This is a genomic window from Pseudomonas entomophila (genome assembly GCF_029193575.1).
Taxonomy (GTDB): domain Bacteria; phylum Pseudomonadota; class Gammaproteobacteria; order Pseudomonadales; family Pseudomonadaceae; genus Aquipseudomonas; species Aquipseudomonas entomophila_G.
The window spans coordinates 36,534-51,738 of sequence record NZ_JARGCS010000029.1 but is presented as its reverse complement, the minus strand read 5'-3'; the positions used below and the strand labels follow the sequence as shown (position 1 = coordinate 51,738).

Annotated in this window: 16 protein-coding genes and 2 tRNA genes; 9 read left to right on the top strand and 9 right to left on the bottom strand. The window is 63.9% G+C overall.

Translation table 11 applies throughout. The features are described from left to right. The first annotated feature begins 68 nt into the window (after nt 1-68). From modA to csrA, 5 genes are all read left to right on the top strand, one after another. Complete coding sequence (gene modA / locus P0Y43_RS13070) at nt 69-827, top strand: molybdate ABC transporter substrate-binding protein (RefSeq protein WP_275637674.1); 759 nt, start codon at nt 69-71, stop codon at nt 825-827. Continuing rightward, nucleotides 827-1,507, top strand: coding sequence for a molybdate ABC transporter permease subunit (modB, locus tag P0Y43_RS13065; protein ID WP_275637673.1), 681 nt, complete (start codon nt 827-829; stop codon nt 1,505-1,507). Before modA ends, modB begins: the two co-directional genes overlap by 1 nt. A gap of 1 nt (nt 1,508) precedes the next feature. Next, nucleotides 1,509-2,600: a molybdenum ABC transporter ATP-binding protein gene (gene modC, locus P0Y43_RS13060; protein ID WP_275637672.1), complete on the top strand. Its 1,092-nt coding sequence runs from the start codon at nt 1,509-1,511 to the stop codon at nt 2,598-2,600. Between the two features lie 56 nt (nt 2,601-2,656). After that, nucleotides 2,657-3,670, top strand: a complete 1,014-nt coding sequence (locus P0Y43_RS13055) for a DNA topoisomerase IB (RefSeq protein ID WP_275637671.1) — start codon at nt 2,657-2,659, stop codon at nt 3,668-3,670. Between the two features lie 265 nt (nt 3,671-3,935). Continuing rightward, complete coding sequence (csrA, locus tag P0Y43_RS13050; protein WP_275637716.1) at nt 3,936-4,133, top strand: carbon storage regulator CsrA; 198 nt, start codon at nt 3,936-3,938, stop codon at nt 4,131-4,133. Nucleotides 4,134-4,204: 71 nt separating this feature from the next. On the opposite strand, the gene P0Y43_RS13045 is transcribed toward csrA, so the two are convergent. Genes P0Y43_RS13045 through P0Y43_RS13035 form a run of 3 tightly spaced genes read right to left on the bottom strand, consistent with a single transcriptional unit; the run spans nt 4,205 to nt 7,187 of the window. After that, a complete protein-coding gene (locus P0Y43_RS13045) occupies nt 4,205-4,564 on the bottom strand; it encodes a response regulator (RefSeq protein WP_275637670.1) in 360 nt (119 codons plus the stop codon). Nucleotides 4,565-4,575: 11 nt separating this feature from the next. Further along, a complete protein-coding gene (locus tag P0Y43_RS13040; RefSeq protein ID WP_275637669.1) occupies nt 4,576-6,021 on the bottom strand; it encodes an ATPase domain-containing protein in 1,446 nt (481 codons plus the stop codon). 8 nt (nt 6,022-6,029) lie between these two features. Continuing rightward, nucleotides 6,030-7,187, bottom strand: a complete 1,158-nt coding sequence (locus P0Y43_RS13035; protein WP_275637668.1) for a two-component system sensor histidine kinase NtrB — start codon at nt 7,185-7,187, stop codon at nt 6,030-6,032. Nucleotides 7,188-7,343: 156 nt separating this feature from the next. On the opposite strand from P0Y43_RS13035, the gene P0Y43_RS13030 reads away from it, so the two are divergent. From P0Y43_RS13030 to P0Y43_RS13020, 3 genes are all read left to right on the top strand, one after another. Next, on the top strand, nt 7,344-7,556 hold the full coding sequence (locus P0Y43_RS13030; protein ID WP_275637667.1) for a hypothetical protein: 213 nt from the start codon (nt 7,344-7,346) through the stop codon (nt 7,554-7,556). Between the two features lie 108 nt (nt 7,557-7,664). Beyond that, nucleotides 7,665-7,749: transfer RNA gene (locus P0Y43_RS13025), tRNA-Leu, on the top strand. Between the two features lie 102 nt (nt 7,750-7,851). Next, the gene (locus P0Y43_RS13020) at nt 7,852-8,265 is read left to right on the top strand and encodes a DoxX family protein (RefSeq protein ID WP_275637666.1); all 414 of its coding nucleotides are present in this window, start codon (nt 7,852-7,854) and stop codon (nt 8,263-8,265) included. A 3-nt stretch (nt 8,266-8,268) separates the two neighbouring features. Here the strand turns inward: P0Y43_RS13020 and P0Y43_RS13015 are convergent, their stop codons facing one another. Next, nucleotides 8,269-8,457: a hypothetical protein gene (locus tag P0Y43_RS13015; protein WP_275637665.1), complete on the bottom strand. Its 189-nt coding sequence runs from the start codon at nt 8,455-8,457 to the stop codon at nt 8,269-8,271. Nucleotides 8,458-8,854: 397 nt separating this feature from the next. Here P0Y43_RS13015 and P0Y43_RS13010 point away from each other — a divergent pair, with 397 nt between their 5' ends. Then, nucleotides 8,855-9,529: a polysaccharide lyase family 7 protein gene (locus tag P0Y43_RS13010; protein WP_275637664.1), complete on the top strand. Its 675-nt coding sequence runs from the start codon at nt 8,855-8,857 to the stop codon at nt 9,527-9,529. A gap of 138 nt (nt 9,530-9,667) precedes the next feature. Here the strand turns inward: P0Y43_RS13010 and P0Y43_RS13005 are convergent, their stop codons facing one another. The 5 genes from P0Y43_RS13005 to sohB all read right to left on the bottom strand — a co-directional run bounded on the left by P0Y43_RS13005 (nt 9,668) and on the right by sohB (nt 15,018). Further along, nucleotides 9,668-12,070: a TonB-dependent siderophore receptor gene (locus tag P0Y43_RS13005; protein ID WP_275637663.1), complete on the bottom strand. Its 2,403-nt coding sequence runs from the start codon at nt 12,068-12,070 to the stop codon at nt 9,668-9,670. Nucleotides 12,071-12,178: 108 nt separating this feature from the next. After that, nucleotides 12,179-13,126, bottom strand: a complete 948-nt coding sequence (locus P0Y43_RS13000) for a FecR domain-containing protein (RefSeq protein WP_275637662.1) — start codon at nt 13,124-13,126, stop codon at nt 12,179-12,181. Then, the gene (locus P0Y43_RS12995; protein WP_430540247.1) at nt 13,123-13,629 is read right to left on the bottom strand and encodes a sigma-70 family RNA polymerase sigma factor; all 507 of its coding nucleotides are present in this window, start codon (nt 13,627-13,629) and stop codon (nt 13,123-13,125) included. Before P0Y43_RS12995 ends, P0Y43_RS13000 begins: the two co-directional genes overlap by 4 nt. A gap of 145 nt (nt 13,630-13,774) precedes the next feature. Further along, nucleotides 13,775-13,848, bottom strand: a tRNA-Cys gene (locus tag P0Y43_RS12990). Between the two features lie 144 nt (nt 13,849-13,992). Continuing rightward, nucleotides 13,993-15,018 carry a protease SohB gene (sohB, locus tag P0Y43_RS12985; protein ID WP_275637660.1) on the bottom strand — a complete coding sequence of 342 codons (1,026 nt, stop codon included), beginning with the start codon at nt 15,016-15,018 and terminating at the stop codon, nt 13,993-13,995. Between the last annotated feature and the right edge of the window lie 187 nt (nt 15,019-15,205).

The following is a 15,205-nucleotide window of genomic DNA, read 5'->3' as shown; positions in this document are numbered from 1 at the left end:
CCTTCCCGACGGACGGCTTATCGCTATATAGTCCGAGACATAACGATAACCACCCTCGGAGCCTTCCCATGCGTATCCGCTTGTCTCACCTGGCCGCCAGCGCCCTCGCCAGCCTGATTTCCCTCAACAGCGCCTGGGCCGACGAGGTCCAGGTGGCCGTCGCCGCCAACTTTACAGCGCCAATCCAGGCCATCGCCAAGGACTTCGAGAAAGACACCGGCCACAAGCTGGTCGCCGCCTTCGGCGCCACCGGCCAGTTCTACGCACAAATCAAGAACGGCGCACCGTTCGAAGTGTTCCTCGCCGCCGACGACAGCACTCCGGCAAAGCTCGAGCAGGAGAAGGAAATCGTCGCAGGCTCGCGCTTCACCTACGCCATCGGCACCCTGGCCCTGTGGTCGTCCAAGCCCGGTTACGTCGACGCCAACGGCGACGTGCTGAAGAAGAACGAGTTCCAGCACCTGTCCATCGCCAACCCGAAAACCGCGCCTTACGGCCTGGCCGCCACCCAGGTGCTGGACAAGCTCAAGTTGACCGAAGCCACCAAAGGCAAACTGGTCGAAGGCCAGAACATCACCCAGGCGTTCCAGTTCGTCTCCACCGGCAATGCCGAGCTCGGCTTCGTCGCCCTCTCGCAGATCTACAAGGACGGCAAGGTCAGCGAAGGTTCGGCGTGGATCGTTCCGGCCAACCTGCACGACCCGATTCGCCAGGACGCGGTGATCCTCAACAAGGGCAAGGACAACCCGGCGGCCAAGGCCCTGGTCGACTACCTCAAGGGCCCGAAGGCCGCTGCGGTGATCAAGTCCTACGGCTATGAACTCTGATGCCGCTCGACGCCAGTGACTTCGGCGCGGTCTGGCTGACGATCAAGCTGGCCAGCCTGACCACGCTGATCCTGCTGGTGGTGGGCACACCCATCGCCTGGTGGCTGGCGCGCACCCGTTCGTGGTTGCGCGGGCCGATCGGCGCGGTGGTGGCGCTGCCCCTGGTGCTGCCACCGACGGTGATCGGCTTCTACCTGCTGATCGCCCTGGGCCCCCACGGCTGGATCGGCCAAGCCACCCAGGCCTTGGGCCTGGGCAGCGTGGTATTCAGCTTCGCCGGGCTGGTGATCGGCTCGGTGGTGTACTCCATGCCGTTCGTGGTGCAGCCCCTGCAAAACGCCTTCGGCGCCATTGGCCAGCGCCCGCTGGAGGTGGCCGCGACCCTGCGCGCCAGCCCGTGGGACACGTTCATCCATGTGGTGTTGCCACTGGCCCGACCCGGTTTCGTCACCGCCAGCATCCTCGGCTTCGCCCACACCGTGGGCGAGTTCGGCGTGGTGCTGATGATCGGTGGCAACATTCCCGACAAGACCCGCGTGGTCTCGGTGCAGATCTTCGATCACGTCGAGGCCATGGCCTATCCGCAAGCGCACTGGCTGGCCGGTGCCATGCTGGTGTTCTCTTTCCTGGTGCTGCTGATGCTCTATGCTGGCCGCCGTGGCAAGGCAGGCTGGAGCTGAAATGACTGCATCGATACAGGCGCGGCTGAAACTGCGGCGCGACGACTTCACCCTGGACGTCGACCTGCGCCTGCCTGGGCGCGGAATAAGCGCGCTGTTCGGCCACTCCGGCTCCGGCAAGACCTCCTGCCTGCGCTGCCTGGCGGGCCTGGAGCGGGCCGCCGAGGCCTACATCGAAATCAACGGCGAGGTCTGGGAAGACAGCGCCCGTGGCCACTTCATCGCGCCGCACCAACGCCCAGTGGGCTATGTGTTCCAGGAGGCCAGCCTGTTCCCGCACTTGTCGGTACGCGGCAACCTGGAGTTCGGCTGGCGACGGATCACGACCAGCGAGCGCAAGGTCAACCTTGACCAGGCCTGCGCACTGCTGGGGATCGGCCACCTGCTCGACCGTCGCCCGGCCACGCTTTCCGGTGGCGAGGCGCAGCGAGTCGGCATCGCCCGGGCCCTGCTGAGCAGCCCGCGCCTGCTGCTGATGGACGAGCCCCTGGCAGCGCTCGATGGCCCACGCAAGCGCGAAATCCTGCCATACCTGGAGCGCCTGCACGACGAACTGGACATCCCGCTGCTGTACGTCAGCCACGCCCAGGACGAAGTGGCGCGACTGGCCGATCACCTGGTGTTGTTGGAGCAGGGCCTGGCGATGGCCAGCGGGCCGATCGGCGAAACCCTGGCGCGCCTGGACCTGCCGCTCGCCCAAAGCGAGGATGCTGGCGTGGTCATCGCCTGCACAGTCGCCGGCCACGACCCGCACTACGAGCTGCTCGACCTGCGCCTGCCCGGCGAGAGTGGCCCGCCACTGCGCATCGCTCACCCGCCGCAAGCCATCGGCAGCAGCCTGCGGGTCAAGGTACAGGCCCGCGATGTCAGCCTCACCCTGGCCCAGGACAACGCCTCCAGCATTCTCAACCGGCTGCCGGTCACCGTGCGCGAGTGCCGCCCGGCCGACAACCCGGCCCATGTGCTGGTGAGCCTGGACGCCACTGGCAATGCCCTGCTGGCACGCATCACGCGTTACTCGGCGGACCAACTCGGGTTGCACCCCGGACAAACCCTATGGGCGCAGATCAAGTCGGTGGCGTTGCTGGGCTGAGCAACCGTGGCGCAGGCGTTGTCCATTGTTCAGATGACTGGCCGATGGAGCGCGCGATGCCCGACACCCTCCTGCCACCGACCCTGCACTTCGTCGACGACAGCCAGCCGGGGCTGACCCGGCGACGCTGGCGCGGCCGTTTCATCTACCTGGACCCGGACGGAAACCGAGTACGCGACGAAGCCACCTTGGCGCGCATCACAGCGTTGGTCATCCCACCTGCCTACACCGATGTGTGGATCTGCATCGACCCCCAGGGCCACCTCCAGGCTACCGGCCGCGATGCCCGCGGGCGCAAGCAGTACCGCTACCATGCGCAGTGGCGCGAGGTGCGCGACGAGCACAAGTACGGGCGCATGCTCGCCTTCGCCCAAGCCCTGCCCCGCCTGCGCAAGCAACTGGACGGCCACCTGGCGCGACCCGGGCTGGACCGCGAGAAGGTCATGGCCCTGGTGGTCAGCCTGCTGGACAACACGCTGATCCGCATCGGCAACCAGCAATACCTGCGCGATAACCGCTCGTACGGCCTGACCACCCTGCGCAACCGCCACGTACAGGTGAACGGCAGCACCATCCGCTTCCAGTTTCGTGGCAAGCGCGGCGTCGAGCACAACGTGACCCTGCGCGACCGGCGCCTGGCCGGGTTGCTCAAACGTTGCCTGGAGTTGCCAGGGCAGGCGTTGTTCCAGTACCTCGACGAACACGGTGAACGCCATTGCGTCGGCTCCAGCGAGGTCAACCAATTCCTCCAGCAACTGACCGGCGCGGACTTCACCGCCAAGGACTACCGCACCTGGGCCGGCAGCTCACTGGCCCTGAGCCTGCTGCGCCCGCTCGCGTGGGAGCCGCAAAGCGAGGCGCGGCGCCAGGTGGCGGCGATCGTCCGGCAGGTGGCCTCACGGCTTGGCAACACCCCTGCCGTGTGCCGACGCTGCTATATCCACCCTGCGGTGCTGGAGCACTTCGAACTCGGCCGCCTGGCGACACTGCCGCGCGCGCGTGCGCGCAAGGGCCTTGACCCCCAGGAAGTCGCATTGCTGCGTTTTCTCGAAGCGCTGGAGGCCCTGTAGCCCACGATTGAAAGCCGCTATTTACCACATAACGCAGAGAAATTTCCCATATTCGCTCGAGCCCCCTATCCTTGCCACCGAGCACCTTCGCCGATTGACCTTGAACCGGTTGATTTCGGCACCTGCGACTGAAGACGGGCAACAGAATTTGTCCGCGGGGGAATTAATATCCGCCGAAAGCGTCTTTAATGAGAAGGAAGAGGGACAGGCTCCCGCCGCTACGGCAATTGGCCTCGCGGTTTTAATCATCACCAAGGAGAACTACATGCTGATACTCACCCGCAAGGTTGGCGAAAGCATCGTCATCGACGATGACATCAAAGTCACCATTCTGGGCGTCAAAGGGATGCAAGTGAGGATCGGCATCGATGCGCCGAAAGATGTCCAGGTTCATCGGGAAGAGATTTTCAAGCGTATCCAGGCCGGCAACCCCGCTCCGGAGAAAGCCGACGACCAACACTGACCCACCCCCGCCTCAAGCCGCACGGATGCGCTTGAACGCCCGGCCCGCCCATGCGGGAGCCTGCCTGACACTCAGGTATCCAGCAGTTCGCGCACCTTGGCGATCATCCTGTCCATGTCGAAGGGTTTGTCGAACACGGCGGCGAATAGCTCCGGGCAGATCCGTCCCTCGCTGGCCTGTGCCCCGCTCATCAAAATCACCGGTAAATCCGCCAACTGCAGTTCATCGCGAATGGCCCGCGCCAATTCCTCACCGTTGAGCACCGGCATCATGTAGTCGGTGATCACCAGCTCCACCCGTTTCTCCTTCAGTGCCTCCAGCGCCTTGCGTCCATTGCCGGCCTTCTCCACCAGGAAGCCCTCGTCTTCCAAGGCGAAACCGAGGATATCGGCAATCAGGTATTCGTCATCGACGATCAGGATGGTGTTCATGGCACTGTCCGTCAGCCGCTCCCTTGCGGCACCGCCGTGCCGGATAAAACGCCGCTGGCCCCTTCGAACGCCTTGTGCAGGGCGATGCCATGCGGACCGATATCCAGCTCATGCAGCGCCGGGTCGTGGTGGCTGTCACGCACCTTGAGGATCGACAGCATGCGTCGCAAGCGCGACTCATGCTCGACGAAGCGCATGAGCAGCAGGTTGTCGACGATGCTCGACAAATCCGGGGCCGGCGCGGTGATCTCCGAGCCGAAGATGTCGCGCATTTCCCAAGTCAGCAGGACGCTGACGTCACGCGCGCGCAGCTCTGCGCTGAGGGCCCGGAAGAAGCCGTTCAAGCGTGCCGGATCTACCGCCAGGCGGCCAAAGGCGCCCAGGCTGTCGATCAGCACACGCTTGATGCCGTGGCGCTCGACCTGATCGAGCAAGCGCGCGCCCACCTGGTCGAGCAACCCTTCGGTAGTCGGCTGCCAGCTCAGTTGCAACGCGCCCTGGCCCTCCAGGGCGGCGAAGTCATGCCCCAGCGCGGCAGCCTTTAGGCGCAGGCGCGCGGGTGTTTCATAGAAACCGAAGTGCAGCCCGGGTGACTGCGCGGTGCAGGCGCCGAGGAAGGCCAGGCCCAGCGACGTCTTGCCTGCCCCCGAAGGCCCCATCACCAGGGTCACAGAGCCCTCCGCCAGGCCACCGTCGAGCATCTCGTCCAACGCCTGCACACCCGTGGACACCCGGCTCAGCACCGCCGAGCCCAACTGGCTGGGGTGGCTGTAGAGCGACTCCAGGCGTGGGTACACCTGCAACCCGGCCTCGCTGATCAGGCACTCATGCCGACCGGAAAGCGCGCCGCTGCCGCGGGTCTTGCGCAGTTGTACATGACGCACCGCGCGGCTGCCCTGCAGTTGCTCGCCCAACTCGATCACGCCATCGACCATGGTGTGCTCGGGGCTTCCCTCATCGAGCCGGGCACTGGTCAGCAGCAGCACGGTGCAACCGGCAAAGGCGGCATGCCCTTGCAGCTCGGAAACGAACTTCTTGGTATCCAGGCTGGTTTCGGCCCGCGCGCGGGCATTGAGCAGGCCATCGACGATCAGCAGGCTGGCCTGTTGCCGGGCGATCTCCTGACGCAGCAGTTTCACCACCGCATCCAACCCTTCCTGCTCGAGGGTATCGAAGGCGCTGACGAACTGGATCTGGTCGCCGACCAGCGCCGGGTCGAAGAACTCCAGGGTCGAAAGGTACTGGAACAAACGCTCGTGGGACTCACTGAGCAGTGTCGCCACCAGCACACGCCCACCCTCGCGAGCATGGCTGCAGGCCAACTGGTTGGCGAGAATGGTCTTGCCCGAACCCGGCGGGCCTTGGACGATGTATGACGCGCCCACCACCAGCCCGCCCTTGAGCAGCGCATCGAGCCCTTGTATCCCCGTAGGCAATCGCTTGAGTGTTTCTACCATGTCGGTCTCTACCCGTTGCGTTCAAGGTCGGGGGCGCTGGGTTGGGCCGGCAGGAACAGGCTCATGGAGGTGCCCTCGCCCACGGTACTGGCCACGCAGATGGCGCCGTTGCTCTGCTTGGCGAAACCATATACCTGGCTCAAGCCAAGGCCGGTGCCCTTGCCAAAGGCCTTGGTGGTGAAGAATGGCTCAAAGATACGCGGCAGCACCTGTGCGTCGATACCCTGCCCGGTGTCGTGCACGTCGAAGCGCACGAACGCCCCTTGCAGGCCATCCACCTCTCCCGCCAGTTCCACCACGCCGACATCGAGGCAGATACGCCCGCTGCCGACGATGGCATCGCGGGCGTTGAACAACAGGTTGAGCAGTACCATCTGCAACTGCCCGGCGTCCACTTCGATCAGCGGCAGGTCAGGCTGCACGTTTTCTTCCAGCTCGATGCCGTCGGGCAGCGCGTGCTCCAGCAGACTGCGGGTGGAATCGATCAGTTCCCCGGGCCTGATGCGTGTCATGCTCAACTGCCGGTGACGGGCGAAGCTGAGCAGTTGCCGGGTCAGTTGCGCGCCGCGCTGGCCGGCATCGAGAATATGTTCCAGCAGGCAGTTCACACGCTGCGGGTCTTGGCTGGTCAGGGCCAGGCGGGCGGAGCTGAGGATGATGGTCAGCAGGTTGTTGAAATCGTGGGCCAACCCACCGGTGAGCTGCCCCAGGGCTTCGAGCTTCTGCGCCTGGAACAGTTGGGCACGCATGGCATCGAGTTGTAGCGCCGAGTCGCGTCGGTCGGTGATGTCGCGGGTGATCTTGGCCAGGCCGATAATCTGGCCATGGTGGTCACGGATCACATCCAGCGCCGCCAGCGCCCAGAACTGGGTGCCATCCTTGCGCACGCGCCAGCCTTCATCCTGCGCCACGCCTTGCTCCAGGGCCTGGCGCAGCAAGCGCTCCGGGCGGCCGTCAAGGCAATCCTGCGGGGTGAAGAACAGCGAGAAATGCCGACCGATCACCTCTTCGGCCCGGTAGCCTTTGATCCGCTCGGCACCTGCGTTCCATGACACGACGTGCCCGGTGGGGTCGAGCATATAGATGGCGTAGTCGACCACCGCTTGAACCAGCTGTTCATAACGGTAGGCAGGCATGAAAGGGTCAGGACGACTGGCTGAAACCATGCGAGCTCCCACAGGCACAGCGAGAAGAACATAATGAGCTTAGTCAAAGCAGCCCGATGAGAGGCGGCACGGACAGAGTGTCCGATACATGGCCCGATGGCGGCAAGGCCTGGTTTGACCTATAGTGCACGCGCCCTCCTCCCTCTCGGAATCGACATGTTCGCCAACGTCCGTCTGCTGGTCCTGCAGGATGACCTGATCCACACCGCGCAGCAGCTCGATGAACTGTGCCGAGGGCTTGAAGGCCACGCACGCTTTCTCGGCCATTCGCTGTATCGGGCCGACGCCTCGGCCATGTCCGAGCGTGCGAATGAGTTACGCGATTCGGCGCGGCAAATGCGCCACATTGCCCAGACGATGACCCCTTGAAAGCATGGGTGCGGTTGACGTCCCTATAACGATGGGTTATAAAGCGCGCTTGATTGCATGGCCCTTCTGCACTGAAGCGCGCCGGTCAGCGATGACCCTTTCAAGCGTGCGAGTGTGGTGGAATTGGTATACACAGCAGACTTAAAATCTGTCGGCGCAAGCCTTGCGGGTTCGAGTCCCGCCACTCGCACCATCTCTTTTCGAAAGGCGCCTTCGGGCGCCTTTTGCATGCCCACCGGAAATCCGTCACGCAGCTGCTAGAGTGGAATCTGTCTCCGTCCACTGGAATGCCGCCATGCGCCACACCCTGTTCGAAGGTCAACGCGACGCCATCATCCTGCTTGCCCGCATCCTGCTGATGATCCTCTTCGTGCTCTCCGGCTGGAGCAAGCTCACCGGTTTCGAAGGCACGGTCGGCTACCTCGGCTCACTGGGCGCCCCCGCCCCCACCCTGGCCGCGGCGATCGCGGTGATCATGGAGTTCTTCGTCGCCATCGTGCTGATCCTCGGCTTCTATACACGGCCGCTGGCGTTTCTGTTCGCCTTGTTCGTGCTCGGCACGGCGCTGATCGGCCACCCTTACTGGAACATGGTCGACCCACAGCGCAGCGCCAATATGACCCAGTTCTTCAAGAACATGAGCATTATCGGCGGGCTGCTGCTGTTGGTGGTGACCGGCGCCGGGCGCTACTCGCTGGACCGACGCTGAGGCTCAGTCGTCCTCGGGGTCGTCGTGCCAGGCTGGGTGGTCCTGGTCATCGAAGTCATCCAGCACGTCGTCTTCCTCGACCTCATCCTCCGCGCCTTGAGCGTCGGCTTCCGGGTCGAGGTCGTCATCCAGGAATTCGTGATCGAGCAGGTGATCGTGCTCGGGTTCGGGGAGGTCGTCTTCGTCGTGCATCACAGGCTCCGGGAAATGAGGCAGGGCTGTATAGGCTGCCTGGTGAAAGCAGTCAATCATTCTGTCGTTTAACGATGACTTAACCCGGGATGCCCTAGCCTAGAGCTGCTCCCTTCAGAACGTCTTGCCCGCCGCCATGGTGGGCTTTTTTTTGTGTTGGGTTTTAGGGCCCTATCGCGGGGCAAGCCCGCTCCAGGGACGGCGCAGTTCCTTGAGCAGGCTTGCCCCGCGATAGGGCCATCAGCAGTCACCACCAACAGCCGGCCCGCCCCCTGCAGTAGCTGGATGACTTGCGCACCAGCGATGCACGCGAAGAAGGCCATTGGCCACGAAACTTGCGCGCTTTTTGGAGCTCGGACAGGTGTGTCAATCACCTCCCGCGCAAGGAAAAAACCGCATGGCTGTAAACATGGACAAGCTCATCATCACCACCCCAGTGCCCAAATCCGCCACCAACCCGGTGGCTTTGGAGCTCACCGGCGCCCAAGCGCTGGCCACCCTCCCCAAGGTCATCGCCCGCCTCAGCGACGGCTCGGTACGCATGACCGCTCCCACCCGTGGCGCCTCCAGCAAGAGCACCCACCGTACCCGCTGCGAATGGAAGGAGGCCACCTACTGGAGCCTGGCCAGCGCCAGCCGCCACCACAATCATCAGGTGATGACGCTGGAAAAAGTGAATTCGGCGCAGAAGGTGGTGATCGCCCAGATGCACGTCAAGGACGACGACAGCCCGGCGATCAAGGTGTTCTGGAACAAGGGCAAGATCACCCTGGGCTTTCGCCAGGACTTCAACCAAACCACCCCGGTCACCAGCACCGTGCTGGAAGACGTGCCTCTGGGCAGCCGCTTCGAGGTGGTCATCGAAGTCTCCTCCGGCGGCGTGGCCAAGGTCAGCGCCCTGTGCAGCGGCCGCAGCGCCAACAGCGGGATGCTGCAGATGGCCACGAGCTGGAAGGCGCGGACGTTCAACTTCCACGGCGGGGTATACAACCAGGTGGACTACACCGACACCACCCCTGCGGCCGATGGGTCGGTGTGCGTGATCAGCCGCCTGGAACTGCAACACGTCTAGAACGCTTTGTGAACACAAGGTTCACGAAATTCTGACATTTGCATAGGCACACTGACCTGGCTTCGATACGTTCCTTGGGCCCGCCTGTTTAGGCGGGTTTTTCTTTTGCCTGGCGAAAAACCCGCCCTTGCCGCAGCCTCAAAAATCGCCGCGCAGGGTGAGCATGTAGCTGCGCGGTGTGCCGTAGGTGGTGCCCCGCGTCCAGTACCCGGTCGAGTCGAAGTATTGGCGGTCCAGCAGGTTCTCGATATCCACGCCCACGGTCCAGTGCTGGTCGAGCTTGTAGGCCGCACGCGCGTCGAAGACCGCTCGGCCGCTGTTGCTCACTCCGTTATAGGCATCGTAGTAGGCCGACTGTGCCGACACGCCAGCGCCAACGCTGAAACGGCCCCATTCACCCGGCAGGGTGTAGTGGGTGTTGAGGCGCAGCAGATGCTTGGGGGTTTGCGCGGAAATCGGCCCGCCATCCTGTGAACGGGTGGTATTGAAGGTGTAGCCGGCAGCCACCTGCAAGCCCGGATACAGCTCGCCGCTGGCCTCCGCCTCGAAGCCCTTGCTGCGGCTGATGCCGTCGCTGTTCACGTAGCAGCGCCCGGCGACATCCTGCGGGCAGTTGCCGTCGTTGGCGTAGTCGCGGGCGGCGACGTCCTGCTGCTCGATATAGAAGGCTGCGAAAGACAGGTTCAGGCGCTTGTCGAACAGCTCGCCCTTGATGCCAGCCTCGTAGTTGGAGCCAATGGACGGGTCCAGCATGCCGCCGTCGGCGCTGCGGTAGCTGGCCTGGGGCATGAAGATGTCGGCATAGCTGGCGTACAACGACCACGTGTCGTCGAGGTCGTAGATCGCGCCGACGAAGGGCGTGAATTCGTGCTTCTGTTCATTGGTGGAGACCCGCGGGCCATCCCAGGCCTCGGTCTTGTACCAGCTCAGGCGCGCGCCCAGCACCAGGCTCAGGGCTTCGGTCATGTGCAGGCGGGCGTTGAGGTAGGTGCCGTAGCGGGTGTCGTGAGTGTCGTCCGCGTAGTCCCAGCCCGGCCGCGAGGGTTCGGGCACGATATCGTGGTCAGGGTTGAACACGTTGAGCGGGATGGGGCTGTCGAGCCTGACTGTCGTGTCCTTGTCGTTCATCTTGCGCCGCGACCAGTTGGCCCCCAACGACACTTGATGGCTCAGGCCGAAGGCCTCGAAATCGCCATCCAGGTGGCCGTCGATGGCGTTGGAAGTGACGTCGAACTTGTGAAAGCTGGTGTCGTAGATCATCGGGCCAGTCGGGCTGCCGTACGCCAGGGTGTCCTCAGCGCCCCACTCGATGGCGCTGCGGTTATAGGCGCTTTCGGAATGGGACAGGGCCAACTTGCCGCTCCAGTTCTCGTTGAAGCGGTGGCTGAGGTCGGCGAACACTTCGTCGGTGCGGGTCTGCAGGGTGGCCCAGTCCTGGCCGAGGAAGGTCGAGCGCTTCAAGTGCGGGTTGCTGCCGTCGGGGTTGGTCGGCAAGCCCAGCACACTGTAGCCATCGATACGCGAGGTCTGCCGACGCAGGCCAAGGGCTACGGTGGTGGCGCTGCCCAGGTCGCCCTCGACGATGCCATAGAGCAGTGGGCGCTTGGACTGAGTGACATCAGTGAAGTAACCACGATCCTCATACGAGGCGACCATGCGCCCGCGCAGGGTGCCTTCGGGGTTCAGCCTGCCGCTGGCATCCAGGTCCAGGCGGTAGTTGTCCCAGGAACCGGCCCGCGTGGTGACAGAGAAACGCGGCTCGACGGTCGGGCGCTTACGCACAAGGTTCACCGCGCCACCTGGGTTGCCCGCCCCTACCAGCAGGCCCGCGGCGCCACGCAACACCTCGACGCGATCGAACACCGCCATGTCCGGGATCATCCAGCCTGTGTAGGCATAGGCCTGCCCGGCCACGCCATCGACCATGTAGCTGTCGTCGGTGAGGTCGAAACCGCGGGAGCTGAAGTGGTGGTTGCCATAGCCACGGTTGGCGCGGGTGATACCCGGTGTCTGGGCCATCACCTGGTCCAGCGATACCAGGTTCTTGTCGTCCATCAGTTTACGCGTGACCACCGTCACCGACTGCGGTGTCTGGCGCAACGATTGCGGCGTCTTGCCAATTGTCACCGCGCCAGTGGTGTAGGACCCGCTACCTTCCGTGGTCTCGCCCAGGCCCACACTGTTGATGCGCGTGGCGCCAAGCTCCAGCGCGCCGTTGGCGTCGACGGCTGGCGCGACGGTGAAGGTCTGGCTGCCGGTCACGATCACCTGCAGGCCACTGTTCGCCAGCGCCAACTGCAAGGCCTGCAAGGCGCTCATTTGCCCATGGATGGCGGGTGCCTGCTTGCCGGCGACCAGGGCCGGGTCGAGCGACATCACCAGACCGCCCTGCCGAGCGATGGCATTGAGGGTTTGCGCCAGGCTCGCGGCCGGCAGGTCGAAGCGCTGCACCTGTTGCTGGACAGGGCCGTCAGCCCGAACGAAAGCCGTCGGCGCGACGGCCAGGGCGATGGCAAGGGCGAGTGGCCAGGGTTTTAGCACGTGAATTCTCCTGATTGTGTTGGCGTTGTCAGGAGAGAGGTGCAACGAACGCGGAAAACCAGACAGCAATGAGAAAGATTTTTACTCATCAATGACAAAAACCAGTGCTCAAGCCGCGTCGATCAGGGTCAGCCACGCACCATAGCGCTCGACACGGATGGGCAGGGTTTCCGCCAGCGCCGCGAGGGTGCGCTCGCTGTCATCCAGCGGAAACACACCCTGCACGCGCAGGTTTCGCACCTGCGGGCTAACCCGGATAAGCCCCGCACGATAAGGCCTCAGGGCGTCGACCACCGTGCCCAGGGGTTCATCCAGCACGCTGAGGCGACCCTCGACCCAGTCGGCCCGGTAGGCCTGACCGGCAGCCAGCGGCTCGATGCGGCGCGCGTACAGCAGCGCGGCTTGGCCTTGCGCCAGATCCCACACGGCACCACCCGGCAGTGAAGCGCGCACCGCATGCTCCAGCACCACCACCCGGGTGGCGTCCGCCAGTTGCTCGACCATGAAGCGCGTACCCAAGGCGCGCACATCGCCCTGGGCGCTGCGCACGATGAACGGCCGCGTCGGGTCCGCCGCCACTTGCACCACCAGTGCACCTTGGTAAAGACGCAGCAGGCGGTGCTCGGCGCTGAAATCGAAGTCCACTGCACTACCAGCGTTGAGGATCAGTTGGCTGCCGTCCCGCAAGGACAAACTACGGCGCTCGCCCGTGCCGGTGCGCAGCTCGGCCATCAACGCGCGGCTGCCGTCACTGCGAGCGGCCAGCCACAAGCCGCCACCGAACAGCCCGAGCCCCGCCAGCCCACGCACCAGGTCGCGGCGGCGCATCTCCGGTTGCAGCAGCGCGTCGCGCAATGCCCCCGGCGCACGACGCACGACGTCGTAGTGCCCGCCGAGGCCACGTTGCAACTGGGCCCAGGCTGCGGCGTTGGCCGGGTCCTGGCCCAGCCACTGCTGGAACAGGGCCTGCTGACGGGCATCGTCACCTCCACCGCACAGGCGCACCATCCAGGCGATGGCCTGCTCGGCGGCCGGGTCCAGCACGTTGCGACTCATGCTTGCGCGCCACTCAGGTAGCACTGGCGCAGGGCCTGGGTCATGTAGCGGGCAACGGTGCGTTCGGAAATGTCCAGGCGGCGGCCAATCTCCAGGTAGGTCAGGCCATCGAGCTGGCTCATGAGGAAAGCCTTCTTCACCAGCTGCGGCAGGCCTGCGAGGCTACGGTCGATGGCGTGCAAGGCTTCAAGCAGCAGGTGGGTCTCTTCCGGCGAGGGTGCCAGCGCCTCGGGCAGCAGTATCAGGCGCTCCAGGTAGGCCTGTTCCAGGCGACGTCGGCGATGGCGGTCGTAGATCAGCCTGCGGGCGATGGTGGAGAGGTAGGCGCGGGGTTGTTCCAGGGTCGCAGGGTCGACCTGCGCGGCGAGCAACTGGCAGAAAGTCTCGGCAGCAGTATCCTCGGCGTCTGGGCGGTTACGCAGTTGCCGGTGCACGTGCTGCAGCAGCCAGCGGTGGTGGTCGCTGAAGAAGAAACCCAGTTTGCGGGTGTCGAATGCGGGCACGGGAAAGCCTGGACCAATGAGAATGCGTCGCATTTTATAGATCGAGCTATAGCTTTCGCAATATCGGGGCTGCTGCGGAATCGATTTGTTTTTCTTGACGCAAAGAAAAACCCCGCAAATTTTCATTTGCGGGGTTTTCGAAGAGTGGAGGCCGAGGTCGGAATCGAACCGGCGTAGACGGATTTGCAATCCGGAGCATAACCACTTTGCTACTCGGCCTCAAAGTCGGAGTCAGCTTTCGCTATCCCCTTGAAACCGCTCAACTTTTTCAAGCGAGCTGCGTTTCGATGGACGCCATTATGTCGGCATTCGACTCACCTTGCAACCCCCTGCAAGAAAAAAATCTTCAAGGGGTTCAAGGTGTTAGCGCAGACGACCGAGCTTGCTCCACAGCCCTACCAGCGTGTTCTCCACCGTGCCGCTGGCGGCCATGCCGATGCGCTCCTGCAACGACTTGCGTTCGGCATAGCGCACGTGGAACAGGTTGGCTTCGCCGGCGCGCTCGCTCAGGTATTCGTCGCTGGTGCGCAGTTCGTCGACCAGCTTGCGGTTGAGCGCGGCAATGCCCAGCCAGACTTCGCCGGTGGCCACTTCGTCGATGTGCAACTGCGGACGGTAGCGGCCGACGAAGTCCTTGAACAGCTGGTGGGTGATGTCCAGGTCCTCCTGGAACTTCTCCCGGCCCTTCTCGGTGTTCTCGCCGAACACGGTCAGGGTACGCTTGTACTCGCCGGCGGTCAGCACCTCGAAGTCGATGTCGTGCTTCTTCAGCAGCCGATTGACGTTGGGTAGCTGGGCCACCACGCCGATCGAGCCGAGCACGGCGAAGGGGGCGCTGATGATCTTCTCGCCGATGCAGGCCATCATGTAGCCGCCGCTGGCGGCGACCTTGTCGATGCAGATGGTCAGCGGGATGCCCGCCTGGCGGATGCGCGCCAGCTGCGAGGCGGCCAGGCCGTAACTGTGCACCAGGCCACCGCCGCTCTCCAGGCGCAACACCACTTCGTCACGCGGGGTGGCGAGGGTTAGCAGCGCGGTGATTTCGTTGCGCAGGCTTTCGGTGGCCGAGGCCTTGATGTCACCGTCGAAATCCAGCACGAACACCCGGCTCTTTTCCTCGGGCTTGGTCTTGGTTTTCTTCCGCTGTTTTTCCGCCTTGGCCTGCTGCTTGCGCAGGGCCTTGAGCTGAGCCTTGTCGAACAGGCCCGCCTCCAGCCGCTCGCGCAGTTCCTTGTAGAATTCGTTCAGGCGCGTGACTTGCAACTGCCCGCCCGGTTTGCGCCGCCCTTTGCCGCGCATGCCGGCAATGGCCGAGAGCACCACCAGAATGGCGATTACCAGAGTGGCGGTTTTGGCGAGAAAGCTTGCGTATTCAGCAAGAAACTCCACAGTGACTCCTTGATAGACCAGCGCTCTTGCAGCGCGAAATTGTTCCAAGCATACCGGCACGCCTGGGCTGCTGCCAGCCGGGGAAAACGCTGGCAACACAGTTCAAACAACCTTTTCAAACGCTTGTATGTTTTTTCATTGACAGCCTGTCTGGCGCATCCTAACCTCGCAGCAACCTCCATCCAGG